A 25828-nucleotide genomic window follows, 5' to 3' on the forward strand; every position below is an offset into this window, starting at 1 on the left:
GGCACCAACGCGCTGTGCTGGTTGATTCGCTCGCTCCGCTCGCTCATGGGCCTCTAGGGTACGCGCGTCAGCTGCCTATCTCGGCTGCGGCCCGGTCGAGGTCGGTGGCCAGCACGTCCTCGCGGAACGCGCACAGCTGGAGCGTCATGCGGGCGGCGCCCGTCTCCCCCACCACCAGCCGGGCCGGCTTGCCGTGGTCGTTGAGATCACCGATCAGCGCGTCGAGCAGGCGTACCCCGGCGCTGTCGAGGAACGAGACGGTGGTCAGGTCGATGAGCACCTTGCCGGCCTTCTCGATCCGCTCGACGATCGCCTTGCCGATCTCGGGCGCGTTGGACAGATCGATCTCGCCGGTCAGCGAGACCAGCTCGGCGTCGCCCAACGTCGAGAAGGTGACCCAGCGATGCAGATCGCCCCTCGGCACGGGGCGGCCACCCCGGGTGAATTCCATCACCTCACCTCCCGCCGCCCACGCCGCATGGTGACGGTGGTGCCGTCACTGCGGTCGAACAGGACCTGGTCCATCGACTCGCGGATCAGCTGGAGACCGCGCCCGCGGGCCACGTCACTGACCGCGCCGCGCCAGGTGCCCCGGTCGGTGACCCGCACCTCGACCGCGTCGGCGGTCACCGTGGCCACGACGTCGATCATGCCGAACGGGTCGTCGCGGTAGCCGTGCTCGATCGCGTTGGCCACCGCCTCGGAGCAGGCCAGCAGCACCGCGTCGCGGCACTCGGGCTCGACCTCGTGGCCCACCAGCCAGGCCCGCAGGTCGGCTCGGAGCAGGGCGATCTGCATGCGGTCGGCGCCGATCGTGCGCTCGATGCGTTCCTCGGCGCCGAGCGTCAGGCAGAGCATGCAGACGTCGTCGCTGTGGTCGCGGCCGACCAGGGTGTCGGCCAGGGTGGCCGCCAGCCCCTGCAGAGGGGCGTCCCGGCGCCGCGCCCACTCGCGGGCGAGCAGCTCGAAGCCCTTGTCGATCGGGCGGGTGCGGCGCTCGATCAGGCCGTCGGTGTAGAGCAGCAGGCGGCTGCCGGCGGGCAACCGGCGGCGGTGCTCGGTGCGGACCTTGTTGCCGGCCTTGGAACCCAGCGGCGCCGAGCGGCCCTGCAGCAGGTATTCCGGCGAGCCGGCCGGCTCCTGCAGCAGCGGCGGCAGGTGGCCGGCGCACGAGTAGGCCACCTCGCCGTTGGCCAGGTCGACCTCGACGTAGGCCACGGTGGCCATGCGGGCCGACTCGACCCGCTCGACGAACCGGTCCAGCCCCTCGATCAGCTGGGCCGGCCCGGTCGCGCTGGAGGCGAGCGCGCGCACCGCGCTGCGGAGCTGGCCCATCGTGGTGGCTGCCTCGATGCCCCGGCCGACCACGTCGCCGACCACGACGGCCAGCTTGTCCGGGGTGATCAGGAAGGCGTCGAACCAGTCGCCGCCGACCTCGAGGTCGAGCGCGGCCGCCTGATAGTGGGTCTCGACCGCGAACCGGCTGTCGCCGCCGGGCAGGTCGCCGGCGAGGAGGCTGCGCTGGAGCGTACGGGCGATCTGCCGTTCCTGCTCGTAGAGGCGGGCGTTCTCCAGCGCGAGCCCGGCCCGGTCGGCCAGTTCGATCAGGAACGCCTGCTCGGCCGCGATGCCGCGCCGGTTGGTGGACATCCGCAGCGCCAGCGTGCCCAGCACCAGCCCCCGGGCCGTCAGCGGCAGCACCGAGCAGTCGAGCTGGTCGCCCTCGGCGGCGAACACCGGCTCGCCGCTCGCGGCCACCTTGCCCAGCCGCTGGGTCAGCAGCTCTTCGTCGGGGCGGGGACCGCCGCCGTGCTCGACAAGCGCGGGCGTGCCCACCTGCAGGCGCACCTCGGCCCAGTCGGCGATCTCGGGCACGACCCGGTCGATCAGCCGGCGGGTGCGCGGCAGCAGCCGGTGCAGCTCGTCGAGCGACCGCGTGGTGCCGGCCAGGAACTTGGAGCGGTCCTCGCGGCGGCGGACCTCGTCGTAGAGCCGGGCCCGGTCGAGCGCCTGGCCGGACTGCTGACCGAGCAGGCGGACGACCCGCAGCTCACCGTCGGTGAGCTTGCGCTCGCCCTTGAAGCTGAACGCCAGCACGCCGAGCGTCTCGACGGTGGAGCGCTCGTCGGCCGGGCCGGTCGTCAGCGGCAGCAGCACGACGGTGTTGCGGCCCGAGCGGCGCATGCTCTCGACCAGGTCGGGGAAGTGCGTGCGGGCCTCGGCGACCGAGGGCACCACGTGCAGGTCGCCGCGCTCGGCCACCCGGGCCACGGCCCGCTCGGACGTGCGCGGCATGTCGTCCCAGTTGCCGGTGGTCGGGTCGGTCGACGCCACGGCGTAGATGACGTCACGCTCGTCGTCGACCAGGTAGATGCTGCTGCTGGCCGCGCCGAAGGCGGCCTCGGGTGCGCGGACCACCGCCTCGGCCACCTCGGCCTCGGTCGGCGCGGCGGCCAGGTCGGCCACGATCTGCTGCAGCACCCGGACCCGCCGCTCGGAGGACTCGGCGATCTGCCGCGCGAGCAGCAGTTCCGTCTCGTACTGGCGGCGCTCGGTGGCGTTGAACAGGGTCGTGCGGATCGCCCGGGGCTGCCCCGTCCCGCTGCGGGCCAGCACCGAGTTGACCAGCGTGGGCAGCTGCCGTCCGTCCGAGCAGACCACATCGAACGCGAGCTCGTGCACCTCGTCCTGCATGCGCAGCAGCGGGGCGTAGTGGGTCTCGTGATAGATCTGCCCGCCGGAGGTGAGCAGGTCACGGAACCGGCGGTGCCCGACCAACTCGCCGCGCGTGTATCCGGTCCAGCTCAGGAACGTCTGGTTGACCCGGACGATCGTGCCGTCGGGGAGCGTGGTCAGGTACCCGCACGGCGCGTGCTCGTACAGGTCGTCGGGGTCTTCGTCCCAGGGCGGCCGCAGGTCCTGCGTCACGTCCGGCCCACCAGAGTCACTCACGGTCCGCCGCTTCTAAAGCCAGGCCTTCATGGCGTCGATGGTTTCCTCCGGGGCGCTCAGGTTGGGGCAGTGGCCCGTGGCGTTGAGGTGCACCAGTGTGCTCCCGGTGATGTGCTTGTGAACGTAGTCGCCGACGGCGGCCGGCGCGATCACATCATCGGAACACTGGAGGATGAGCGCGGGTGTGCGCAACTCGAGAAGGTCGTCGCGGTTGTCGGACAGGAACGTGACCCGCGCGAACTTCTTGGCGATCTCGGGATCGGTGCGGCAGAAGCTGTTGGTCAACTCGGCACCGAGCTCGGGCCGCTCGGAGTTGCCCATGATCACTGGCGCCATGGTGCTCGACCAGCCGAGATAGTTGCTGTCGAGCGAGACGAGCAGCGACTCGATGTCGTCCTTGTTGAAGCCGCCCACGTAGCCCTCGACGGGCTCGTTGATGTAGCGCGGGGACGGGCCGATGAGCACCAGGCGGGCGAAGCGCTCGGGCTCCTTGATCGCCGCGAGCACGCCGATCATGGCGCTCACCGAGTGGCCGACGAAGACGACGTCCCACAGGTCGTGCTCGTGCAGGATGTCGAGGATGTCGTCGGCGTAGCCGCCGAGCGTGGAATGGCGGTCGTCGTCGTAGGCCGACAGGTCGGACCGGCCGTTGCCGACGTGATCGAAAAGTATGAGCCGATGAGAGTCCGCGAAGGCCGGAGCGACAAGACGCCACATGTTCTGGTCGCAGCCGTAACCGTGGGCGAACACCATCGGCTGACCGGTGGGATTCCCGGTCAGAGTGACGGCGTTCCGCTGTGTCGTTCTCATGTCCCGGTAACTCTACGGCTCCAGAGCGTCTCGCACATCGCCCTGGTTGTCCGGCATTTGTACGCGGGAACCGGTCTCAGGACAGAGGCCGCGGGTGGCGCACCGCCTCTAACCTGGGAGTTGACCGCCTCGCCGGGAATCCTGCCGGCAGTGAAGGAGATCAACCGATGGCCCACGAGCAGCCGGAGGAAACTCAGCCGGCGGCCGGAGTGCCCGACCCGACCCGGCTCGACACCGGCTCCGAACCCTCTACCGTGGACGCGCCGGCGCGTTGGAGCGCCTCCGCGGCCGTGCCCGAGCCGTCGCCGAAGAAGCCTTGGTGGCGTCGCGACGGCGAACCTCAGCCGGTCGAGGAGGAGCATTGGGCGACCACCCCGGCGGTCGACCCGTGGGCCGACCAGGACACGCCGTGGGACGCTTTCCCCTTTCCCGAGGTCACCGAGGTGCCGGCGACCGCGCAGCCGGCGGCCCCGCCGCCCCCGACCCGCGTCGAGCCGCCGGCACCGACAAAGGTCGAGCAGCCGCCCACCGCCGCGCCCACCGCCCCGCCGCCGGCCGGCGCCGAGCCGCCGCCGCCGAAGCTCTCCAAGAAGGAACGCAAGCGCCTGGAGAAGGCAGCCACGGCCAACCGCCTGCCCGTCCAGACCCGTCCCCCGGCCCCGCCCTCGCCGCCGCCCGGCCCGATCGTCCAGGGCCGCCGGCTGCCGGCTCCGCCGCCGTGGGCCCCGCGCCAGCCGAGCCGGCCCCTGCCTCCGCCCCGCCGCAAGCGCCGCTGGGGCCGCCGGCTCGCGTTGCTGAGCCTGCTCGGCGTGGTCTGCTGCTGCGGTCTCCCCTTCGCCTGGTTCCAGTGGCCGAGCGCCCGGCAGTACCCGGTCAGCGCCGCCCTGCCGAAGTCCTTCGCCGACCTGCAGTTGCGCGACACCGAGGAGACCGGCCCCAACGGCTTCGCCGGCGTCTACCGGGACGGCCGCGGCAAGCGGGTCTCCGTCTACGGCGAGACCGGTTTCCGGCTCACCCCCGGCTCCGACGTCCGCGGCCGCCTCGACCAGGTCGCCTCCGCCTACAACCTGAAGGACGTGCAGTCCTTCGACCTCGGCGAGTCCGGCGCCCACCAGAGCTGCGGCGTCGGCCGCGACGACGGCGTCTCGGTGGTCGTCTGCGCCTGGGCCGACCACGGCAGCCTGGCCACCGTGCTGCTGACCCGCCGCTCGATCACCGACAGCGCCGACCTGGTCGCCCGCCTGCGGGAAGAAGTGCTGTCTCCCGGTTGACCGGGCCGGGGCCGGGCACGATGACCACATGACCCGACGCTGGCTCTTCGCCGATCAGCTCGGCCCGCACTTCCTCGACGCCCCGGGCCAGGAGGTGCTGCTCGTGGAGTCGAAGGCGGTGTTCCGGCGCCGCGCCTTCCACCGCCAGAAGGCGCACCTGATCCTCTCCGCCCTGCGGCACCGGGCCCGGGACAACGGGGTACGGCTCGTCGCAGCCGACACGTACGCCGAGGCTCTGACCGAGCCGGTGACCGTCTGCCATCCCACCTCACGGGCGGCCCGCGACCTGGTCCACCGCCTGGAGCAGGTGCAGGAGGTGCTGCCGCCGCGCGGCTTCGTGACCGCGCCGGCCGACTTCACGACCTGGGCGCACGGCCGCGGCCACCTGCGGATGGAGGACTTCTACCGCGACGCCCGGCAGCGGCACGGCATCCTCATGGACGGCGCCGAGCCGGCCGGCGGCAAGTGGAACCTGGACGCCGACAACCGCGAGCCACCGCCGCGCGGCGTCCAGCGGCTCGACGTGCCCGCTCCTCCGGCGATCGTCGAGGACGAGATCGACGAGCAGGTGCGGGCCGACCTCGACCGCTGGCAGAGCGAGGACGGCATCGAGTTCGTGGGCAACGACGGCCCGCGGATGTTCCCGGCGACCCGGACCGAGGCGCTGGCCCGATTGCGGCACTTCGTGACCCACCGGCTGCCCACGTTCGGCCCGTACGAGGACGCGATGCTCGCCGGCGACCCGCTGATGAGCCACAGCCTGCTGAGCGCCGCCATGAACCTGGGCCTGCTCGATCCGCTCGAGGTCGTGGAGCGCGCCGAGCAGGCGTACCGCGCAGGCGAAGCCCCGCTGGCGAGCGTGGAGGGCTTCGTCCGGCAGATCATCGGCTGGCGCGACTTCATCTGGCACCTGTACTGGTATTTCGAGCCGGACTACCGGGCCTCCAACGAGCTGGGGGCGCGCCGGGAGCTGCCGCGCTGGTTCGCCGACCTGGACGCCGGCGCGGTCGAGGCGCGTTGCCTGTCGGACGTGCTGGCCGGGGTGCGCGACCGCGGCTGGGTGCATCACATCCCGCGCCTGATGGTGCTCGGCAACTACGCCATGCAGCGCGGGTGGCGGCCCGGCGCGATGGCCGACTGGTTCCACCGCTCGTTCGTCGACGGCTACGAGTGGGTGATGACGGCCAACGTGATCGGCATGAGCCAGTACGCCGACTCCGGGCGGATGAGCACCAAGCCGTACGCCTCGGGTGGCGCCTACATCAACCGGATGAGCGACTACTGCGGCGGCTGCCGCTACGACCCCAAGGTGCGGGTGGGCGACGACGCGTGCCCGTACACGGCCGGTTACTGGGCGTTCCTGGCCCACAACGAGGGCGCGTTCGCCGGCAACCACCGCATGCGCCAGCCGCTCAACGGCCTGCACCGGCTGAGCGACGTCGAGGCGCTGATCGAACAGGAGGAGGCGCGCGGCTCGCGGGCCCCCTGACCCCTACTCCTTGGGCGGCTTGGCCGGGGCATACCGCGGCACGTACTCCTGACCGGTGAGCTTCTGGATCTCGGTCATCACCTCGTCGGTGAGCTCGCGCAACGCCGTGCGGTCGTCGGACCGGCCGACGGTCGAGATCGGCTCGCCGAACCGGACGGTGACGACACCGCGCGCCGGCCTGGGCAGCAGCTGACCGATGGGCTGGACCTTGTCGGTGCCGAGCATGCCGACCGGGACGATCGGCACCCCGGCCGCCACCGAGAGCCGGGCCACGCCGGTGCGGCCGCGGTAGAGCCTCCCGTCGGGCGAGCGGGTGCCCTCGGGGTAGAGCGCGACCGCGTCACCGGACTTGAGGACGGGAATGGCGCCGTCGAACGCCGTGAGCGCGGCCCGTCCGCCGCCGCGGGCCACCCGGATGGCGCCGAGCCCGTGCATCAGGCTGCGGTTGAACCAGCCCTTGACGCCCGTGCCGTCGAAGTACTCCTCCTTCGCCCAGAAGGCGAGGTGACGGGGCACCACCGAGCCGAGGAAGAGCTCGTCGGCGACCGAGAGGTGGTTGCCGGCGAACACCACGCCACCGGTCCGGGGGATGTGCTCGAGGCCCTCGACGTGGGGACGCCAGCCGAGCATCATCGCGTTGCCGACCGTGAACTTGCCGATCGTGTAGAGCAGCGGCAACTGGGGTTCCTCCGGGGACAGGCGTGCGCACGAAAATGTGGGGGGCGCGGTCAGGTTATCGGACGGAAACGCGGAAGTCCTCGTCGAGCCGACCGACCGGCCCGAACATTCGTCACAGTTGTGCGGAATATCCGGACCGGCCGCCGATTTCAGACCGCCTTCGAGACCTGAACTGTTACCTGATCTCCGTCGCCGACCTCGCCGGCGAAGCCCTCGGCGCCCGCGTCGGCGAGCGTCACCGACGTCGCCAGCGTCTCGCCGCCGACGAAGTCACGGTGCGCCTCGACCGCTGCCCGCACCGGCCCGGCCGCCGAGACGACCAGCGCGATCCGGTCCGAGACGTCGAAGCCGGCGTCGCGGCGGGCCTGCTGCACGACCCGGATGACGTCGCGGGCCAGGCCCTCAGCCGCCAGTTCCGGGGTCACCGCCGTGTCGAGCACGACGACGCCGGCGCCGCCCGGCAGCGGCGCCGAGTTCTCAACGTCGGCCGCCACCAGCTTCAGCTCGTACTCACCCTCGCGCAGCGTGACGCCCGCGGCCACCGGCGCGCCGTCGACCAGCTGCCAGTCGCCGGCCTTGACCGCCTTGATGACCTGCTGCACCTGCTTGCCGACCCGGGGGCCGAGCGCCCGCGGCACGACGGTCAGGACCTGCTCGGAGGAGGCGGCCACGTCGTCGGTGAGGACGACCTCCTTGACGTTGACCTCGTCGGCCACCAGGTCGGCCAGGCCGGCCAGAGCCGCGGCGTCGGCGGTGGCCACCGTGAGCTTGGCCAGCGGCAGCCGCACGCGCAGGCCCCGCGCCTTGCGCAGCGAGAGCGCGGCCGAGGCCACGTCGCGGATCGCGTCCATCGACGCCACCAGCTCGTGGTCGGACGGGAAGGCCGACGCGTCGGGCCAGTCGGTCAGGTGCACCGAGCGTTCGCCGGTCAGACCGCGCCAGATCTCCTCGGTGGTCAGCGGCGCGAGCGGCGCCACCACCCGGCACAGGGTCTCGAGCACGGTGGCCAGGGTGTCGAACGCGTCGGCGTCGCCCTGCCAGAAACGGTCGCGCGACCGGCGTACGTACCAGTTGGTCAGCGCGTCGAGGTAGGACCGGACCGAGGCGGCGGCGCCCGAGATGTCGTACTCGTCCATCTGGTTCTGGACGTCGGTGACCAGCTCGCCCGTCTTGGCCAGGATGTAGCGGTCGAGCAGGTGCTGCGAGTCGGTGCGCAACTTCGCTTCGTGGGCGGAGGCGTTCGCGTACAGGCTGAAGAAGTACCAGACGTTCCACAGCGGCAGCAGGACCTGGCGCACCGAGTCGCGGATGGCCACCTCGGTGACCGGCATGTCCCCGCCCCGCAGCACCGGCGACGACATCAGCATCCAGCGCATCGCGTCCGAGCCGTGGGTGTCGAAGACCTGGTAGACGTCGGGGTAGTTGCGCAGCGACTTGGACATCTTGCGGCCGTCCTCGCCGAGCAGGATGCCGTGGCTGAGGCAGTTGCGGAACGCCGGCCGGTCGAACAGCGCGGTGGCCAGCACGTGCATGGTGTAGAACCAGCCCCGGGTCTGGCCGATGTACTCGACGATGAAGTCGCCCGGGTAGTGGTGCTCGAACCAGTCCTTGTTCTCGAACGGGTAGTGCACCTGGGCGAACGGCATCGACCCCGACTCGAACCAGCAGTCGAGCACCTCGGGCACCCGGCGCATGGTCGACTGCCCGGTCGGGTCGTCCGGGTTGGGGCGGGTCAGCTCGTCCACGTACGGGCGGTGAAGGTCCTCGATCTTGACGCCGAAGTCGCGCTCGAGCTCTTCGAAGGAGCCGTAGATGTCGACCCGCGGGTAGGTGGGGTCGTCCGACTTCCAGACCGGGATCGGCGAGCCCCAGAACCGGTTGCGCGAGATCGACCAGTCGCGGGCGTTGGCCAGCCACTTGCCGAACGAGCCGTCCTTGATGTGGGCCGGCGTCCAGGTGATCTCCTGGTTGAGCTCGACCATGCGGTCGCGGAACTTCGTCACGGCCACGAACCACGACGACACCGCCTTGTAGACCAGCGGCGTGTCGCAGCGCCAGCAGTGCGGGTACGAGTGCGTGTACCCCTCGTGGCGCAGGACTTTGTTCTCTTCCTTGAGACGGGCGATGATCGGCTTGTTGGCGTCGAACACCTGCGTGCCCTGCCAGTCCGGCACGAGCGCGGTGAAGCGCGTGTGCTCGTCGACGGTCACCACGGTCGGGATGCCGGCCGCGTTGCAGACGTTCTGGTCGTCCTCGCCGAAGGCCGGCGCCTGGTGGACGACGCCGGTGCCGTCCTCGTCGCTCACGTAGTCGGCCGCGAGCACCTGGAACGCGTTCGGTCCGCCCTTCTCGACCAGGAAGTCGAACATCGGGGTGTACCGGCGGCCGGCCAGCTCGCTGCCGAGGATCGTGCCGACCGGTGTCCAGCCCTCGAGCTCCTTCGCGTACGAGGGTGTCCTCGACGCTCCCATGATGAGCCGCTTCCCGTCCTTCTCCAGGATCGCGTACTCCAGGGACGGGCCGACTGCGAGCGCGAGGTTGGACGGCAGCGTCCACGGCGTCGTGGTCCACACCGCGATGTCCTCGCCCGTCTCCAGGCGGAAGGTGACCGTCAGCGCTGGGTCGGTGCGGTCCCGGTAGACGTCATCCATCCGGGTCTCGGTGTTCGACAGCGGGGTCTCGCACCGGAAACAGTAGGCCAGGACGCGGAAGCCCTCGTAGACCAGACCCTTGTCGTGCAGGGTCTTGAACGCCCACATGACCGACTCCATGTAACTGGGGTCGAGGGTCTTGTAGTCGTCGGCGAAGTCGACCCAGCGGGCCTGCCGGGTGACGTAGCGCTCCCAGTCCTTGGTGTAGGCGAGCACCGACGTACGGCAGGCCTCGTTGAACTTGTCGATGCCGAGCTCGACGATCTGGGCCTTGGTGCTGATGCCCAGCTGCTTCTCGGCCTCGACCTCGGCCGGCAGCCCGTGCGTGTCCCAGCCGAAGCGGCGCTCCACGCGCTTGCCGCGCATGCTCTGGTAGCGCGGGACGAGGTCTTTCACGTAGCCGGTGAACAGGTGCCCGTAGTGCGGCAGACCGTTGGCGAACGGCGGGCCGTCGTAGAAGACGTACTCGTTGGCGCCGTCCCGCCCGGCCGGGCGCTGCTCGACGGATGCCTCGAAGGTCTTGTCGGCCGCCCAGTGATCGAGGACCGCGCGCTCGACGGCGGGCAGGTCGGGGCTGGCCGGCACGCCCGTGGCGTCGGTGTGCTTCGGATAGGCCATGGTCGGCGGTTCCCCTCATAGCAGTCGTCATCAGACTGCGAGGACGAGCGTTCAGCCCGCGGTACCACCTCGCTTGACGGATCTCTCCGCCCGCTCAATTCCTTTGGCCGCCGCCAGCCGGTTCTACTGAGACCGCCAGGTCTGTTCTTCCGGAAGCTCCCCGGTGATGGCCGGATCGTCGCCTGCGCACAGACAACGATACCGGCCCTCCCGAATTTTCAGCGCCGCGGGGCGGCCAGGGTGGTGCTCCAGAGCGACGCGCCCTCACGGTCGCGCAGGTGCACGGTGAACGCCCTGGTCCCGGCGTCGATCTCGACCTCGCCGAAGTGCTGGAAGCCGTCGGCCGGGGACGTGTTGGCGACCGGCGGGGCGTTCACGAAGGCGGTTCGGGGGCCGAACGTGCCGTCCAGGGCGTTGGGACCGAACGCGCCCGCATGCGCAGGGCCGGAGACGAACTCCCAGAACGGCGTGAAGTCCTGGATCGCCGCCCGGACCGGGTCGTAGTGGTTGGCCTGCGTGTAGTGCACGTCGGCGGTCAGGAAGACGATGCCGGTCACGCCGTGCCGGTGCGCCGACTGCAGCACCTGGGCGAACTCGAGCTCACGGCCCTTCGGCGCGCCCGGGTCGCCCTGGGCCACCCCTTCCTGGGCGGCCGCGCCGTCCGGCACGACCAGGCCGATCGGCAGGTCGTTGGCGATCACCTTCCAGGTCGCCTTCGACTCCCGCAGGCCGCGGATCAGCCACTGCCGCTGCTCGCGGCCGAGCAGGCCGCGCGCCGGGTCCGCGTACGTGTTGCCGTCGTTGGCGTCCTTGAACGTGCGCATGTCGAGCACGAAGATGTCCAGGAGCGGCCCGTACGAGATCTTGCGGTGCACCGGCCCTTCGCGGAAGGGCGTCGGCACCCACTCGTGGTACGCCTGCCGCGCCCGCTCGGCCAGCACATCCACCCGCTTCTCGGTGTAGCGGGCGTCGTCCAGGATCTCGCCGGGGTACCAGTTGTTGGTGACCTCGTGGTCGTCCCACTGGTTGATCTGCGGCACCTCGGCGGCGAACGCCCGGTAGGCCGGGTCGAGCAGGTTGTAGGCGTACTGCCCGCGGTACTCCGTCAGCGTCTCGGCCACCTTGAGCTTCTCCTCGGTGACCACGTTGCGCCAGATCCGCCCGTCGGGCAGCGTCACGGTCTCGCTCAGCGGCCCGTCGGCGTACACGGTGTCTCCGCTGTGCAGCAGGAAGTCCGGCTGGCGGCGGCGCATCGACTCGAAGAGCTTCAAGCCGCCGTACGCGGGATCGATGCCCCAGCCTTGGCCGACCACATCGCCGGTCCAGACGAACCGGACGCCCTTGCGGCCCGCCGTACGCAATGACCCGCTCACCGGAGCGCCGAACAACCCCGGGCGGTCCAGGCTCTCGGCCCGCACCCGGTAGTGGATGCGCTCACCCGCGGGCAGCCCGCGCAGCGTCAGCTTGCCGGTGAAGTCGGAGCCGGGGGTGACGATCGGGCCGCGCAGCACCCGCGAGCCCCGGAAGTCGGGCCGCTTGCTGACCTGCACCCAGAGCCGCCCGGGCCGGTCGGCGCGACTCCACACCACGGCCGAGTTGCCGACGGGGTCGCCGCTCTGGACGCCGTGGGTGAGGACGGGCCGGGAGCCGGCCCAGGAGAACGCGGGCGCGCCGCCGGCCAGGCTGACGACGCCGCCGGCGACTCCGGCCCGGAGCAGATTCCGTCGTGAGATCGAGGTCATGACTCTGATACCTATCGATCCCGAATGGCCTCCCGGTGGCCGTGCCCTGAACTTCAGGGTGGCAACGTCACCGACCACAGATTCACGCCGTCGCGGTCGCGCAGGCTGACCTTGAACTCGCGCGTCTCGGCGTCGATCTCGACCTCGCCGAAGTGCTGGAAGCCCACGGCCGGCGAGGTGAAGGGCGCGGGCGGAGCGTGCTGGAAGACGGCCCGTGGGCCGAACGTGCGGTCCAGGGGGAACGGGCCGAACGCGCCCGCGTGCGCCGGGCCGGAGACGAACTCCCAGAACGGCGTGAAGTCCTGGACCGCCGCGCGGGCCGGACGTAGTGGTGCGCGGCGGTGTAATGCACGTCGGCGGTCAGGAACACGATGCCGGTCACGCCGTGCCGGTGGGCCGACCGAAGCACCTGAGCGAACTCGAGCTCGCGGCCCTTGGGCGCCCGGGTCACGCTGGGCCACACCCTCCTGGGCGGCCGGTCTGTCCGGCACGACCAGCCCGAGCGGCGTGTCGTTGGCGATCACCTTCCACGTCGCGCGGGACTCGCGGAGGCCGTTGATCAGCCAGGCCCGCTGGGCGGCGCCGAGCAGGCCGCGCGCCGGATCGGCGTGGGCCCGCGCAGCCAGCACATCCACCCGCTTCTCGGTGTAGCGCGGGTCGTCCAGAATCTCCCCCGGGTACCAGTTGTCGGCGACCTCGTGGTCGTCCCACTGGTTGATCTGGGGCACCTCGGCCACGAATCGGCGGTACGCGTCGTCGAGCAGGTTGTAGGCGTACTGCCCCCGGTGCTCGCGCAGCGTCTCGGCCACCTTGGACTTCTCCTCGGTGACCAGATTCCGCCGGACCCGGCCGTCGGGCAGCGTCACCGTCCCGGTCAACGGCTCGTCGGCATAGACCGCGTCTCCGCTGTGCAGCAGGAAGTCGGGCCGCCGCCGGCGCATCGATTCAAAGATCGATCGAGGCTGCGCGAGAGCGCGGGCGCGCTGCCGGCCAGGCCGGCCACACCACCCACGACGCCGAGGCCGAGCAGGCCGCGCCGGGTCATCGGGGTCATGGCCATATGCGGCTGCATCCTAGACTGCACCCCGTGATCCGCATCGAGATCGATGAGCCCACGCTGTCGCGCACGAGGATCGCGATCAACCCGTTGGCCGAGGTCGCCTGCAGCCTCTTTCTGCTGGAACGCAACCCGGGCGGGGTGCCGTGGCCCTACGACGGGTGGGCCCGCCGCACCCGCGAGATCCTGCGTCGTGACCCGGCCACCGGCCCGGTCTCGCTCTATCTGAACCTTCCGTCGGTCTCGCCCGATTTCCTCTGCCCGCCGCCGGACAGCCCGATGCCCACCATCGGCGAGCAGCTCGACCAGCTCCGGGCGACCCCGCCCGAGGTGATCACAAGCGAGTTCGCCAAGCACTACCCGGACGGCTCGCTGCCGGAGTTGATGCGGCCGTTCCGCGACGATCAGCGGGCGGCTCTCGGCCGGCTCGCGGACGGCGTTCAGGCATATTGGGACGCGGCGATCGCGCCCTACTGGCCGGCCATGCGGTCCGCCCTCGACGAAGAGGTGCTGCTGCGCGCCCGGGCGCTGGCCGCCGACGGCCCCGACGCGCTGCTCTCCCGGCTGCACGACCGGATCCGCTGGGAACGGCCGGTACTCACCCTGGTCAAGTCGCTCGACCAGTCGTTCGAGGCAGTCAACCAGCGGCTTCTGCTCGTCCCGCTGATCTTCTCGCGGGGCGCGCTGCTGTGCTCGGGCGACCAGCCCGACCTCATCATGGTCACCTACCAGTCGCGGGGCTCGGCGGTGCTGACCGAGACGCCCGCGTCCCCTCTGGCGGACGACCGCCTGGCCATCCTGGTCGGTCGCGGCCGGGCCGGAGTGCTCCGCGCGTTGACCGTGCCGGCCACCACGACCGGGCTCTCCACTGCCCTGGGCCTGGCCCCCAGCACGGTGTCCGAACATCTCGCCGGCCTGCTCGCCGCCGGGGTCGTCCACCGCCGGCGGGTGGGGCGCCGGGTTCTCTACGGTCTGGAACCCGCGGGAACGGCTCTGGTGACCCTGCTGGGCGAGGATTCGGCCCGCACCGAATTCGTTTCGTAGGCGGCCGCCGCTCCCCTACGGTTCGGGCCATGGGGAGCACCTACGCCATCGAGGCGGACGATCTGCGTCGGACCTACCGGGCGCGCACGGGCTGGCTGAAACCGAAGCGCACCGAGGTCGAGGCCGTCCGCGGGGTGACCTTCACGGTCGGCCGCGGCGAGCTGTTCGGGCTGCTCGGGCCCAACGGCGCCGGCAAGACCACCACCATCAAACTGCTGAACACCCTGCTGATCCCCACCTCCGGCTCGGCCCGGGTGTGCGGCCACGACGTGGAGCGGGAGACCCGGGAGGTACGGCGGCGGATCGGCTACGTCTTCGGCGGCGACCGCGGGCTCTACGACCGGCTGTCCGCCCTGGACAACCTGCGCTACTTCGCCGAGCTGTACGGGGTGGCGCCGCGCGACCAGAAGCGGCGCATCGCCGAACTGCTCGACCTGGTGGGGCTGGCCGGGCGGGAACGGGAACGGGTCGAGGGCTACTCGCGCGGCATGCGGCAGCGGCTGCACATCGCACGCGGGCTGCTGCACTCGCCCGACGTGCTCTTCCTCGACGAGCCGTCGATCGGGGTCGACCCGGTGGCCGCCCGCGAGCTGCGCCGCACGGTCGCCGACCTGGCCTCGACCGGCACGACGGTGCTGCTCACCACCCACTACATGGCCGAGGCGGACGAGCTCTGCGACCGGATCGCGGTGATCGCCGACGGGAGCATCCAGGCGCTGGGCACACCGGCCGAGCTGCGGCGGCGGGCCGAAGGCCGGCGGGTGGTCGAGGTCGAGGCGTACGGGGTGCCAGAGAGCGCGGTAGACGCGTTGCGCGACCTGCCCGGCGTACGGGAAACGGCAGTCGAGGCCCGAGGCGCGCTGCAGTTGCTGACCGTCCACTCCGACGCGCACGTGGACGTGCAGAGTGACGTGCTGCGGGAGCTGGCCGGGATCCGCCTCGGCCGGGTGGACAGCCGGGAGCCGACCCTCGAGGACGCGTACGTCGCGATCGTGAGTGCCGCGGCATGAACACCCTGCGCATGCTGGCCATCGGCACGCTGCTGCACGCCAAGCAGATCAGCCGGTCCCCGTTCGAGATCGCGATCGCCCTCGTCGTCCCGGTGGTGCAGGCCACCCTGGCCGTCTACCTGTTCCGTTCCAGCGGCGAGCAGCACCGGTTGCTCGAAGCCGCGGTCGGCGCCGGCGTGATGGGCGTCTGGTCGTCGGTCCTCTTCGGCTCGGGTGGCGCGATCCAGAGCCAGCGCTGGCAGGGCACCCTCGAAATGATCATGCTGGCCCCGCGGCGCCCGGTGCTCGTGATCCTGCCCATCACGATCGCCACCGGCCTCACCGGCACCTACGCGTTGCTGGCGACCCTGGCCTGGGGGCGGCTTCTGTACGGGATCAGGCTCGACTTCGCGCACCCGGTCGCCTTCGTCGTGGCCGCGGTCGTCTGCGTGGTCGCGCTCGGCCTGTTCGGCCTGCTGCTGGCGGCGACGTTCGTGCTGATGCGCAACGCCAACGCCCTGGCCAACACGCTCGAATACCCGGTGTGGCTGGTCTCCGGCATGCTCGTGCCGATCACCGTGCTGCCGTCGTGGACCGCGCCGATCGCGGCCGTGCTGCCCACCACCTGGGGCGCCCGGGCTCTGCGCGAAGCCACCAGCGGCGGCCCGGTCTGGCCGTCGGTCGGCATCTGCCTCGGCATCAGCCTGCTCTGCCTCGCCCTGGGCGCCCTGTCCCTGACCCACGTCGAGCGCCGGGCCCGGGCCGCTGCCACCCTGGCCCTGGCATGACCGGCCCCCACCGGAACCGCCCTCGCTTCCACCCTCTGAGCCCCTTCCACACGCTCCGTTCCCTCTCCCCCTCTTCTCAGCTCTCCACCTGTTCGCTGACCGCTTCTCCAGCCCTGCGCGACCGCGGGACGAAAGGGCCACACCCCATGAAGACGCTTCGCCTCATGACGGTCGGTGGCGTGATCGCCTACCGGGCCCTGTTCAACTGGACGACGCCGGGCATGTTCATCGGGACGCTGCTGATCGGGCCGCTCTTCCAGCTGCTCTTCTTCGCCTATCTCGGGCGCCAGCTGCAGGTGGCCGACGACCGGTTCTACATCGTCGGCAACGCCGTGCTCACGGCCTCGTTGGCCTGCGTCTTCGGCGGGACGATGGCGGTCGCCAACGAGCGCCGGTACGGGACGCTCGGGCACGTGCTGCTGTCGCCCCGCAGCCGCACGGCCGTGTTCTGGGGGCGGGTGATCCCGTACGCGGGAAACGGTCTTCTGATCGCGGTCGTGACCCTGAGCGCCGGGGCGCTGCTGCTCGGCCTGCGGATTCCGGTCGGCGCCGTGCCGGGCCTGCTGCTGGCGATGGCGACCGGATCGCTGGCCTGCGGGTTCTTCGGGCTGACGCTGGGCGCGCTGGGCCTGCGTTTCCGCGACGTCTGGGTGATCTCGAACGTCTCCGTCGCGCTGTTGCTGCTGCTCACGGGGGTCAACGTGCCGCCGTCCGGCCTGCCCGGCTGGATGACGGCCGTCGGCGAGTGGCTGCCGATCACGCACGCGGCCGAAGCGGCCCGGCGTTTCGCGGCCGGAGACGGACTGGCCGCGGCCGCGGCCCCACTCGGCCAGGAACTGCTGGTCGGAGCGGGGTACGCGGTCGCGGCGGCCGCACTGCTGAAGATCTTCGAATTCGAGTCGCGCCGGACGGCGTCGCTCGACGTGCTCTAGATCGCCAAGTTCGGAAACCACAGGTTGAGCTCGCGCTTCGCGCTCTCGGGGGAGTCGGAGGCGTGCACCAGATTTTCCCGGTTGGAGAGCGAGAAGTCGCCGCGGATCGTGCCGGCGGCCGCCTTGCGGCCGTCGGTCGAGCCGATCATCGCGCGGACGACCTCGATCACCTCGTCGCCGGTGAGCACCAGCGCAGCCAGCGGGCCCGAGGTCATGAACTCTTTGAGCGGCGGGTAGAACGCCTTCTCGACGTGGTCGGCGTAGTGCTGGTCGGCCAGCGCCGCGTCCATCGTGCGCAGCTCGATCGCCTCGATCACCAGGCCCTTGCGCTCGAAGCGGGCGAGGATCTCGCCGAGAAGTCCGCGACGGACCGCATCGGGCTTGATGAGCACGAGCGAGCGCTCGGTGGGGCTGGACACGACTTTCCTCCAGGACAGGGATGCGGGGGCTGAGTTTCAGCCTATCGGTACCGGGATTGCGGCGAGCGCCAACGCCGGACCTACCGCACTTTCGCTCACACTGAGCCGGGCAATAACCTGACGGGTACGAGCGGGAGGTCCACATTGGCAAACCAGACCGGACGTCCGATCGCGCCGGCACGGAAGCTGGTCGCGGCGGTCGCGGGCACGATCGCGGTCTTCGTGGTCGCGCTGGGCTTCGGCATGTCCAGCCTGGGGGTGGTCATCTTCGGGGTCGCCCTGCTCGGTCTGGCCGTGGCCTTGGGCGTCGTCAACGTGGTGCGCCGCGGCGCCCGGGCCTGGGTGGCCGGCACGGCCGAGGTCTCGGCGATCACGCCCCGGCCGATGACCACGGCGGTCTACGCCCGGGCCCGCATCCAGGCGGTGATCGTGGCGCCCGGCCTGCCGACGCGCGAGATCGAGATCAACGAGTCCCGCATCCCCGTGGTCAAGTGGCCCGAGCCCGGCGACACCCTGCCGATCACGGTCGACGTCGACGACCTGCGCCGCGTCAAAATCAACTGGGACGAGGCCGCCCCGCGCGACCGAGGCTCGGACCTGCCGCCCCCGCCGGTCACCGACTTCGACGACGAACCCGACGCCGACCTCGACGCCGACCTGCTGGGCGACGTCGAGCCACCCCCGTGGGCCGGCCGCGACCGCACCTGGGGCCGAGGCCCCGACGAGCCGCCGCCCCCACCGCCGCCGGGCAGTTCCCCGCCGCCGCCGGCCCCGCCGCCCAGCCCGTCAGCTGGTGGAGCGCCCGGCCCGGCCAACCTCGACTCCGAGGAATACAGCGAGAGCCCGGTGGTCGTCCGCGACACCCCGGCCGGCAAGGTGGTCGAGGGCGAGTTCGTCGACCACGACGAGAGCCCGTCCCCGCTGCCCCGCCGGGCCGCGAGTTCCCCGTACGCGGCCGACACGTCGCGTGCCGGGGACCAGCCTTACGCTGCTGACACGTCGCGTGCCGGGGATTCGGCCCACGCTGCTGACTCGCCTTACGCCGACTCCTCTTACGCCGCCGACTCGGCGCGTGCCGGGGATCCGGCGGGTGCCGCCGACACGGCTTACGCCGCCGGTTCGACGCGCGCTGCTGAAGGCGGCGGGGCCGGATCGGTCACGGCGGCCACTGTCGGCGCGGCTGCCGGGGCTGCCGGCGGCCGGCGTCCCAGCCCGCGCCCGCGGCGGGGCACGGCGACCGCCACGGCCGAGCCGACCGCACCGTCGCAGCGTGAACCGCACCCCGACGACACCCTCGAGACCGACCTTCCGCTCGACGATCCCGCCACCGGGGCCCCGTCGCCGTACCGGCGGCCCGAGCCCACAGCGACGTCGACCCCGGCCACGCCATCGCCGGTCGGCTCGTTCCCCACCGCTCCGCCGCCGTCGACCCCGCCGCCCACGGCTCCTCAGCCCGCCTCGCCGCCGCCCTCGGCCGCCCGCTCCGAGGGGCGACCCGGCCCCCGACCCGTTCCGGACGACGAGATCGACCTTCTCCTCGACGGCGACCCCGATCCGGCCCCGGAAGACGCGCCCGCCGCAGCCGAGGCCCGGCGCGAAGACCTGATCGCCCCACCTCCGGCCGAAGAGACGCCGCTCCGGCCCTCGACACGCTTCATGTCGAACGCGGCCCACGACGCCACCGCCGAGTCGGCGGCGCCGGCAGCACCCCCTCCGGCCGCCGCAGCACCCGCACCGCCCACCGCGGCCGCCGCGCCTCCTCAGCGCACCGCAGCCACCGAACCGCCTGCAGCCACCGAACCGCCTGCATCAACCGCGCCTGACAAGGCCGGCGGCGGCGGGCTGCTGGCCGGCGCGATCGGCGTCGTCGCAGCGGCCGCGGCAGCCGTGAAGAAGGTCGGCCGAAGCGACGCCCCGTCCCAGAAGCAGGCGCCCATCGACGAAGAAACCTCCACTCGGGCACCCGTCAGCGCTCCGAGCCACCCGGCACCACCGCCCGACGCACCCACCAGCGCCTCAAGCCACCCAGCGCCGCCGCCCGGCGCGCCGAGCAGCGCCTCAAGCCACCCAGCGCCGCCCTCCGAAGCACCTGTCAGCGACTCGAACCGGTCCGCACCGCCGCCGCCAGCGCCTGCCGGCGCCCCAAACCAACCCGCGCCGCCGCCGGCAGCAGCACCCGCCAGCGCCTCCGGTCAGCCGACACCGCCACTCGCGGCGCCTGTCACTGATTCGAGTGAGCCGGCCTCGCCGTCCGCCGGGAGGCCGAGTCATCCCAAGCCGTCGCCGGCCGCGGCGGCGCTTGCGGCAGCGGCGGCTGCCGCAGCGGCGGGAGACCGCGGCCCGTGGGGAGATCTCGCCGGCAAGCCGGAACCGGACGAGGGCGCCGCCGACGTGATCACCGCGTACCCCAGTGCCCGCCCCGGCCCGGCCGGGGCGATCCACGGCGTCGGCATCACGGTGCTCGTCACCGACCTCGCCCGGTCGGTCGGGTTCTACCGCGACATGCTGGGCTTCTTCGAGATCGACAGCGGCGAGGGCAGCGCCGTGCTGGCCTCCGGCGACACCCGCCTGGTGCTGCGGACGGTCAACGACCTCTCCAGCGAGGCAGGCCGGCTGATCTACCTCAACCTCGAGGTGGGCGACGTCGAAGCCGTCTACCAGGAGCTTCAGGCCAAGGGAGTGGAGTTCGTCCACCCCCCGCGCCCGGTCAACCGCGGTGACCGTCTCGAACTCTGGTCGGCCACGTTCCGCGACCCCGACGACCACAACATCGCCATCACCCAGTGGCGGGCCATCCGCTGATCGGCGACTAGCCGAGGATGGTGCGCCGCACGTAGAGGGCGTAGACCCAGGCCCCACCGAAGATCAGGCCGAGCGCGGCCAGCGACCAGTGGAACAGGCCGCTGGCCAGCAGCAGGACCTGAAGACCGGTGCCGGCAGTCCAGGCCCACGAGCGGCGCATCATGCCGGCCAGCAGGACGGCCACGACCGCCAGCGCGATCACCGACCCGACGCCCCACCCACTGAGCTCGCCACCCATGATCCGGATCGGCTGGATGGCGAGAAGCAGCACGATGGCCTCCAGCACGAGCGTGCCCGCGCCCAGCCCGCGTACCGCCGCCTCCGGGTTGCGAAGCCCAGATTGCGGAGCCGGCTCCCCCGACCCGGACGGCGAAGCCGATCCGGACGGCGGAGCCGACCCGGAATCCGGAGCCGGCTCGGCCGGCCTTGAATCGGGAGCCGGTTCGCCGCGCGGCTCGGGCGACGTCATCGCTTGAGGAGCTTCCGCGCGTCGGCCACCGTGACCACCGACCCCGTGATGATCACGCCGACGCCGCTGAGCTCGCCGGACGCGTCCTCCTCGGCGATGACCACGGCCTCCTCGATCGCGTCCGGCATGTTGTGCGTGACCGTCACCCTGTCCTCGCCGAAGATGTCCGTCGCCAACTGCGCCAGCTCTTCCACCGGCATCGACCGCGGCGAGCTGTTCTGGGTGACCACAATGCGCGCCGCCACCGGCTCGAGCAGGTCGAGCAGGCCGGAGACGTCCTTGTCGCCCAGGACGGCCACGACCGCGACCAGGTGCCGGAAGGCGAACTCTTCCTCGAGCGCGGCCACCGTCGCCGCCATGCCGTGCGGGTTGTGCGCGCCGTCGAGCAGGATGGCCGGGGCGCTGCGCACCCTTTCCAGCCGGCCCGGCGAGTCGACGTCCGCGAAGCCTTCGCGTACGAGCTCGATGTCAAGCTGCCTGTTGGTGCCGGCGCCGAGGAAAGCCTCCACTGCGGCCAGCGCAAGCGCGGCGTTCTGGGCCTGGTGCGCTCCGAAGAGCGGCAGGAACACCTCGTCGTACACCCCGCCGAGACCCTGCAGCCGCAGCACCTGGCCGCCGACCGCCTGGGTGCGCTCGACCACTCCGAACTCGCTGCCCTCGCGGGCCAGGGTCGCACCCATCTCGGCACAACGCTCGAGGATCGGCCGCATGGCCTCCTCGGTCTGCAACGCCGAGATCACCGTGGCGCCCTTGTGGATGATGCCGGCCTTGGCCCAGGCGATGTCCTCGATCGTGTCGCCCAGCCACTCGGTGTGATCGAGGCCGATCGGGGTCATCACGGCGACGCCCGCCTCGATGACGTTCGTCGCGTCCTCCTCGCCGCCCAGGCCGACCTCGACGACGGCGATGTCGACCGGGGCGTCGGCGAAGGCCGCGTACGCCATGGCGGTCGTCATGTCGAAGTAGGTGAGCGGCTCGGCATTGCGGGCGTCGATCAGCTCGGCCAGGGGCGCGACCTCGTCGTACGTGGTCGCCAGCCCTTCCTCGGAGATCGGCTGCCCGTCGAGGCTGATCCGCTCGCGCACCGTCTCGAGGTGCGGGCTGGTGTAGCGGCCGGTGTGCAGGCCGTGCGCCCGCAGCAGCGCGTCGATCATCCGCGCCGTGCTGGTCTTGCCGTTGGTGCCGGTCAGATGGATGGCCGGGTAGGCGCGCTGCGGGCTGCCGAGCACGTCCATGAGGTCCCGGATCTTCTGCATGTCGAACGCCATGCGGGTGAAACCGCGCCCGTCGAGCGCGGCGACAACCTCTTCGTAAGTGCTCATGCTGAGGGCAACGCCTCCAGAGCCGCGGCAATTCTCGTGAGATCCGCCTCGGCGGTCGTGAGCCTGTCTTTGATCTTGGAGACGACCTGTTCGGGCGCCTTGCCGATGAACGACTCGTTGCCGAGCTTGGCCCGGCACTGCGCCGCCTCCTTCTCGGCGGCCGCGCGGTCCTTCTCGAGGCGGGCCCGCTCGGCGGCGACGTCGATCGTGCCGCGGGTGTCGAGGTCGACCGTGATCGCCCCGGACACCGCCAGCGTCGCCGTGGCCGTGAAGTCGGCGCCGGGCGTGTCGAGGCGGGCCAGCGACCGGATCAGCGGCTCGTGCGTGTCGATGCCGACGTTGCCCAGGCCGGTGAGCGCCGCGGACACCCGCTGGCTCGGCTTGAGACCCTGGTCGGACCGGAACCGCCGGACCTCGGTGACGACCTTCTGCAAGGCGGCCAGCTCTTCCTCGGCAGCGTCGTCGATCAGCCCCTTGTCGGCCGCCGGCCAGGACGCCCGCACGAGCGTCTCGCCGCTGGTGAGCGCGATCCACAGCTCCTCGGTGACGAACGGGATGACCGGGTGCAGCAGACGCAACAGCTGGTCGAGCACGTGACCGAGAACGCGGCGGGTGTTCTGGTTCTGCTCGGACGCGAGCACCGGCTTGCTCAGCTCGAGGTACCAGTCGCAGACGTCGTCCCAGGCGAAGTGGTAGAGCGTGTCGCAGACCTTGGCGTACTCGTAGGCCTTGAACTGCTCGTCGACCTCGCCGATCACGTGCTGCAGGCGGGACAGGATCCACTTGTCGATCGCCGACAGCTCCTCCACCGGGGGCAGATCGCCCTCGACGGTCGCGCCGTTCATCAGCGCGAAGCGGGTGGCGTTCCAGAGCTTGTTGCAGAAATTGCGGGAGCCCTGGCACCACTCCTCGCTGATCGGCACGTCCGAGCCCGGGTTGGCTCCGCGGGCCAGGGTGAAGCGGGTGGCGTCGGCGCCGTAGCGGTCGATCCAGTCGAGCGGATCGACGACGTTGCCGAACGACTTCGACATCTTCTTGCCGAGCCCGTCGCGGACCATGCCGTGCAGGTTGACCACGTTGAACGGCTGCACGTCGTCCATCGCGTACAGACCGAACATCATCATCCGGGCGACCCAGAAGAAGAGGATGTCGTAGCCGGTGACGAGCACGCTGGTCGGATAGAACTTGGCCAGTTCGGCCGTCTGCTCGGGCCAGCCCATCGTCGAGAACGGCCACAGCGCCGACGAGAACCAGGTGTCGAGAACGTCCTCGTCCTGCGTCCAGCCGTCGCCGGTCGGCGGCTGCTCGTCGGGGCCGACGCAGACGACCTCGCCCGCCGGCCCGTACCAGACCGGGATGCGGTGACCCCACCACAGCTGGCGCGAGATGCACCAGTCATGCATGTTGTCGACCCAGGCGAAGTAGCGCTTGGACAATTCGGCCGGCTCGATGGTCACCCGGCCGTCGCGCACGGCGTCGCCGGCCGCCTTGGCCAGCGGGCCGGTGTTGACGAACCACTGGAGCGACAGCCGCGGCTCGACGGTGGTCTTGCAGCGCGAGCAGTGGCCGACCGAGTGCAGGTAGGGGCGCTTCTCGGCGACGATCCGCCCCTGCTCGCGCAGCGCGGCGACGATGGCCGGCCGGGCCTCGTAGCGGTCGAGCCCCTCGAACGGGCCGTGCACGGTGACAACCGCGCGCTCGTTCATCATGCTGATGCTGGGCAGGTTGTGCCGCTGGCCGATCTCGAAGTCGTTGGGGTCGTGGGCCGGGGTCACCTTGACCGCGCCGGTGCCGAACGACGGGTCGACGTGCTCGTCGCCGACGATCGGGATGCGCCGGCCGGTGAGCGGCAGCTCGACCTCGGTGCCGATCATGTGTTTGTAGCGCTCGTCGTCGGGGTGGACGGCCACCGCGGTGTCGCCCAGCATCGTCTCGGCCCGCGTCGTCGCGACGACGATCGCGCTGTCGCCCTCGCCGTAACGGATCGAGACGAGCTCACCCTCGTCGTCGGTGTGCTCGACCTCGATGTCGCTGAGCGCGGTCAGACAGCGCGGGCACCAGTTGATGATCCGGTTGGCCCGGTAGATCAGCTCGTCCTCGTACAGCCGCTTGAAGATCGTCTGAACGGCGCGGGACAGGCCCTCGTCCATCGTGAACCGCTCACGCGACCAGTCCACGGAGTCGCCCAGGCGGCGCATCTGCCCGAGGATGGCCCCACCGGACTGCGCCTTCCATTCCCACACCTTCTCGACGAACTTCTCACGGCCGAGGTCGTGGCGCGACAGTTGCTCGGCGGCGAGCTGGCGCTCGACCACGTTCTGGGTGGCGATGCCGGCGTGGTCCATGCCGGGCAGCCACAGCACCTCGAAGCCCTGCATCCGCTTGAGGCGGGAGAGCGCGTCCTGAATGGTGTGGTCGAGCGCGTGGCCGACGTGCAGCGAGCCGGTCACGTTGGGCGGCGGGATCACGATCGAGAACGGCGGCTTGTCGCCGGCCGGGTCGGCCGTGAAGTAGCCCTGCGATACCCAATTCTCGTACCGCCGCTGCTCTACCTCGCCCGGCTGGTACTGGGCGGAGAGGCCACCGGTGGGCCGGCTGTCGGGGGTGCGCTGCTGGGTCGTCTCGGTCACCCGACAAGTCTACGGATGCCGCGGCGGAACCCCGAATTCGCATCGCCCGCCGTTGCTACGCTCCTGCAATGCCCGAACACGGCCCCAACCCGATCGACATCGGGGAACCGATCGACATCGGCACGCCCCCGCCCGCCTCCTCCGACGAGGACGCCGATCTTCTCCACCCCGACGACCCCGAGGCAGAGGCCAAGGCCAAACCTCGAGGGCGCGTACGACGCGTGCTGATTTCAATTCTTCTGGCGCTCGCGGTGGTGGCGGTGTCGATGCTCGGGTTCACCAGCTGGCGGATCATCGCTCAGCGGCACGCCGAACTCGAGATCCAACCGAGCGTGGGCACGCTCAGCCTCGACTATTCGCAGGAGGGCGCCTCCACGGCCGACTACCTGCGCACAGCCCTGGCCGCCGAGGTCGACCTCGACCACACCTATGGCGCGGTCTACAAAGAGGCCCCCGACAAGAACGTCCTGTTCCTGGCCGGCACCGGCCTGCTCTGGACCCCCGGCCAAGACCTCGACGCCGCCATGAACCTGATCTCCGACGAGGAGGGCGCGGTGACCGACCTGAAAGACGTCGACGCCGGCCCCTTGGACGGCACCATGAAGTGCGGCGTGACCAAGTCCGCCGACGGCGACCTGACAGTGTGCGGCTGGGCCGACCACGGCAGCCTGGCCTTGGCGATGTTCAACAACCGCACCCCCGAGGAAGCGGCCCCACTGATGCTCGCCCTCAGAAACGCAACAGAGACCCGCTGACACTCCCCGACCCGGCCAACAGAACCGCAACACCACAAACGCGGCCTCGCCCGAGACGAACCGTCTTGTCCCAGCCTCTGACGAGACAAACCGTCTCGTCTCGCTGTGGGAGGGCGGGGGGGTCGTCACGTCTCGGTGCGGCGGGCGCGAGACGGACCGTCTCGTCTCGGCACAACTGGCTAGACGAGACGGCTCGTCTCGCTGCGGCTGGCGAGACGATCCGCGGTCGCGGCCCAAGCTGTGCGGCCGGGTAGCCGGCGTTTCGTCGGCCGGCGTAAGGAATGGTCCGTAAATGGCAGTAGGCCCACCCCGGTAAGGGGTGGGCCTACTGTTCACGTTGAGTCCGGCGGCGTCCTACTCTCCCACACCCTCCCGAGTGCAGTACCATCGGCGCTGGAGGGCTTAGCTTC

General features: G+C 71.2%; 19 protein-coding genes and 1 pseudogene. 8 read left to right on the top strand and 12 right to left on the bottom strand.

Going from position 1 to position 25828, the window contains the following annotated elements; genetic code table 11:
* Positions 1 to 67 precede the first annotated feature (67 nt).
* Genes KXC43_RS14560 through KXC43_RS14570 form a run of 3 tightly spaced genes read right to left on the bottom strand, consistent with a single transcriptional unit; the run spans position 68 to position 3762 of the window.
* Positions 68 to 451, bottom strand: a complete 384-nt coding sequence (locus tag KXC43_RS14560) for an STAS domain-containing protein (RefSeq protein ID WP_221376577.1) — start codon at positions 449 to 451, stop codon at positions 68 to 70.
* Entirely contained in the window at positions 451 to 2952 is a 2502-nt protein-coding gene (locus tag KXC43_RS14565; RefSeq protein ID WP_308129082.1) for a SpoIIE family protein phosphatase, read from the bottom strand. The genes KXC43_RS14560 and KXC43_RS14565 overlap by 1 nt, the downstream gene beginning before the upstream one ends.
* A 12-nt stretch (positions 2953 to 2964) precedes the next feature.
* Positions 2965 to 3762 carry an alpha/beta fold hydrolase gene (locus tag KXC43_RS14570; RefSeq protein ID WP_221376578.1) on the bottom strand — a complete coding sequence of 266 codons (798 nt, stop codon included), beginning with the start codon at positions 3760 to 3762 and terminating at the stop codon, positions 2965 to 2967.
* Positions 3763 to 3929: 167 nt separating this feature from the next.
* Between KXC43_RS14570 and KXC43_RS52340 the strand changes: the two genes are divergently transcribed.
* Entirely contained in the window at positions 3930 to 5033 is a 1104-nt protein-coding gene (locus tag KXC43_RS52340; RefSeq protein WP_221376579.1) for a hypothetical protein, read from the top strand.
* Between the two features lie 28 nt (positions 5034 to 5061).
* On the top strand, positions 5062 to 6522 hold the full coding sequence (locus KXC43_RS14580) for a cryptochrome/photolyase family protein (RefSeq protein WP_221376580.1): 1461 nt from the start codon (positions 5062 to 5064) through the stop codon (positions 6520 to 6522).
* A 3-nt stretch (positions 6523 to 6525) separates the two neighbouring features.
* Here the strand turns inward: KXC43_RS14580 and KXC43_RS14585 are convergent, their stop codons facing one another.
* The 5 genes and pseudogenes from KXC43_RS14585 to KXC43_RS53555 form a co-directional block, all read right to left on the bottom strand.
* The gene (locus KXC43_RS14585) at positions 6526 to 7200 is read right to left on the bottom strand and encodes a lysophospholipid acyltransferase family protein (RefSeq protein WP_221376581.1); all 675 of its coding nucleotides are present in this window, start codon (positions 7198 to 7200) and stop codon (positions 6526 to 6528) included.
* Positions 7201 to 7349: 149 nt separating this feature from the next.
* Positions 7350 to 10469 (bottom strand): isoleucine--tRNA ligase, encoded by a 3120-nt coding sequence (gene ileS, locus KXC43_RS14590; protein WP_221376582.1) that lies wholly within the window; start codon positions 10467 to 10469, stop codon positions 7350 to 7352.
* Positions 10470 to 10687: 218 nt separating this feature from the next.
* Entirely contained in the window at positions 10688 to 12211 is a 1524-nt protein-coding gene (locus KXC43_RS14595) for an alkaline phosphatase D family protein (RefSeq protein WP_221376583.1), read from the bottom strand.
* Between the two features lie 53 nt (positions 12212 to 12264).
* The gene (locus KXC43_RS53550) at positions 12265 to 12846 is read right to left on the bottom strand and encodes an alkaline phosphatase D family protein (protein ID WP_438870890.1); all 582 of its coding nucleotides are present in this window, start codon (positions 12844 to 12846) and stop codon (positions 12265 to 12267) included.
* Positions 12823 to 13167 (bottom strand): annotated as a pseudogene (locus tag KXC43_RS53555) (alkaline phosphatase D family protein); the annotation flags it as partial. The pseudogene KXC43_RS53555 and the gene KXC43_RS53550, both read right to left, overlap by 24 nt.
* 131 nt (positions 13168 to 13298) lie before the next feature.
* On the opposite strand from KXC43_RS53555, the gene KXC43_RS52695 reads away from it, so the two are divergent.
* The 4 genes from KXC43_RS52695 (at position 13299) to KXC43_RS14620 (ending at position 17021) form a co-directional block, all read left to right on the top strand.
* Entirely contained in the window at positions 13299 to 14312 is a 1014-nt protein-coding gene (locus KXC43_RS52695; protein ID WP_221376584.1) for an ArsR family transcriptional regulator, read from the top strand.
* Between the two features lie 29 nt (positions 14313 to 14341).
* A complete protein-coding gene (locus KXC43_RS14610) occupies positions 14342 to 15322 on the top strand; it encodes an ABC transporter ATP-binding protein (RefSeq protein WP_221376585.1) in 981 nt (326 codons plus the stop codon).
* Entirely contained in the window at positions 15319 to 16089 is a 771-nt protein-coding gene (locus KXC43_RS14615) for an ABC transporter permease (protein WP_255644072.1), read from the top strand. The genes KXC43_RS14610 and KXC43_RS14615 overlap by 4 nt, the downstream gene beginning before the upstream one ends.
* Before the next feature lie 146 nt (positions 16090 to 16235).
* On the top strand, positions 16236 to 17021 hold the full coding sequence (locus KXC43_RS14620; protein WP_221376586.1) for an ABC transporter permease: 786 nt from the start codon (positions 16236 to 16238) through the stop codon (positions 17019 to 17021).
* Here the strand turns inward: KXC43_RS14620 and ndk are convergent.
* Positions 17018 to 17440, bottom strand: a complete 423-nt coding sequence (ndk, locus tag KXC43_RS14625; protein WP_221376587.1) for a nucleoside-diphosphate kinase — start codon at positions 17438 to 17440, stop codon at positions 17018 to 17020. The genes KXC43_RS14620 and ndk overlap by 4 nt on opposite strands.
* 144 nt (positions 17441 to 17584) lie before the next feature.
* Here ndk and KXC43_RS50805 point away from each other — a divergent pair, with 144 nt between their 5' ends.
* Positions 17585 to 20242 carry a VOC family protein gene (locus KXC43_RS50805; RefSeq protein WP_255644073.1) on the top strand — a complete coding sequence of 886 codons (2658 nt, stop codon included), beginning with the start codon at positions 17585 to 17587 and terminating at the stop codon, positions 20240 to 20242.
* 7 nt (positions 20243 to 20249) lie between these two features.
* On the opposite strand, the gene KXC43_RS14635 is transcribed toward KXC43_RS50805, so the two are convergent.
* The 3 genes from KXC43_RS14635 to KXC43_RS14645 are packed head-to-tail and all read right to left on the bottom strand — an operon-like array spanning position 20250 to position 24663.
* Positions 20250 to 20711 (bottom strand): DUF4233 domain-containing protein, encoded by a 462-nt coding sequence (locus KXC43_RS14635; protein ID WP_221376588.1) that lies wholly within the window; start codon positions 20709 to 20711, stop codon positions 20250 to 20252.
* Complete coding sequence (locus KXC43_RS14640; protein WP_221376589.1) at positions 20708 to 22033, bottom strand: bifunctional folylpolyglutamate synthase/dihydrofolate synthase; 1326 nt, start codon at positions 22031 to 22033, stop codon at positions 20708 to 20710. Before KXC43_RS14640 ends, KXC43_RS14635 begins: the two co-directional genes overlap by 4 nt.
* Positions 22030 to 24663 carry a valine--tRNA ligase gene (locus tag KXC43_RS14645; protein ID WP_221376590.1) on the bottom strand — a complete coding sequence of 878 codons (2634 nt, stop codon included), beginning with the start codon at positions 24661 to 24663 and terminating at the stop codon, positions 22030 to 22032. The genes KXC43_RS14640 and KXC43_RS14645 overlap by 4 nt, the downstream gene beginning before the upstream one ends.
* Positions 24664 to 24731: 68 nt before the next feature.
* Between KXC43_RS14645 and KXC43_RS14650 the strand changes: the two genes are divergently transcribed.
* Positions 24732 to 25418: a hypothetical protein gene (locus tag KXC43_RS14650; protein ID WP_221376591.1), complete on the top strand. Its 687-nt coding sequence runs from the start codon at positions 24732 to 24734 to the stop codon at positions 25416 to 25418.
* Positions 25419 to 25828 lie beyond the last annotated feature (410 nt).

The sequence above is a fragment of the Paractinoplanes polyasparticus genome (genome assembly GCF_019710575.1).
Taxonomy (GTDB): Bacteria; Actinomycetota; Actinomycetes; order Mycobacteriales; family Micromonosporaceae; genus Actinoplanes; species Actinoplanes polyasparticus.

Coding starts and splice junctions, on each gene's coding strand:
- KXC43_RS14560 (WP_221376577.1), bottom strand. CDS start 451: ATGGAATTCACCCGGGGTGGCCGCCCCGTGCCGAGGGGCGATCTGCAT.
- KXC43_RS14570 (WP_221376578.1), bottom strand. CDS start 3,762: ATGAGAACGACACAGCGGAACGCCGTCACTCTGACCGGGAATCCCACC.
- KXC43_RS52340 (WP_221376579.1), top strand. CDS start 3,930: ATGGCCCACGAGCAGCCGGAGGAAACTCAGCCGGCGGCCGGAGTGCCC.
- KXC43_RS14580 (WP_221376580.1), top strand. CDS start 5,062: ATGACCCGACGCTGGCTCTTCGCCGATCAGCTCGGCCCGCACTTCCTC.
- ileS (WP_221376582.1), bottom strand. CDS start 10,469: ATGGCCTATCCGAAGCACACCGACGCCACGGGCGTGCCGGCCAGCCCC.
- KXC43_RS14595 (WP_221376583.1), bottom strand. CDS start 12,211: ATGACCTCGATCTCACGACGGAATCTGCTCCGGGCCGGAGTCGCCGGC.
- KXC43_RS14610 (WP_221376585.1), top strand. CDS start 14,342: ATGGGGAGCACCTACGCCATCGAGGCGGACGATCTGCGTCGGACCTAC.
- KXC43_RS14615 (WP_255644072.1), top strand. CDS start 15,319: ATGAACACCCTGCGCATGCTGGCCATCGGCACGCTGCTGCACGCCAAG.
- KXC43_RS14620 (WP_221376586.1), top strand. CDS start 16,236: ATGAAGACGCTTCGCCTCATGACGGTCGGTGGCGTGATCGCCTACCGG.
- KXC43_RS14635 (WP_221376588.1), bottom strand. CDS start 20,711: ATGACGTCGCCCGAGCCGCGCGGCGAACCGGCTCCCGATTCAAGGCCG.
- KXC43_RS14640 (WP_221376589.1), bottom strand. CDS start 22,033: ATGAGCACTTACGAAGAGGTTGTCGCCGCGCTCGACGGGCGCGGTTTC.
- KXC43_RS14650 (WP_221376591.1), top strand. CDS start 24,732: ATGCCCGAACACGGCCCCAACCCGATCGACATCGGGGAACCGATCGAC.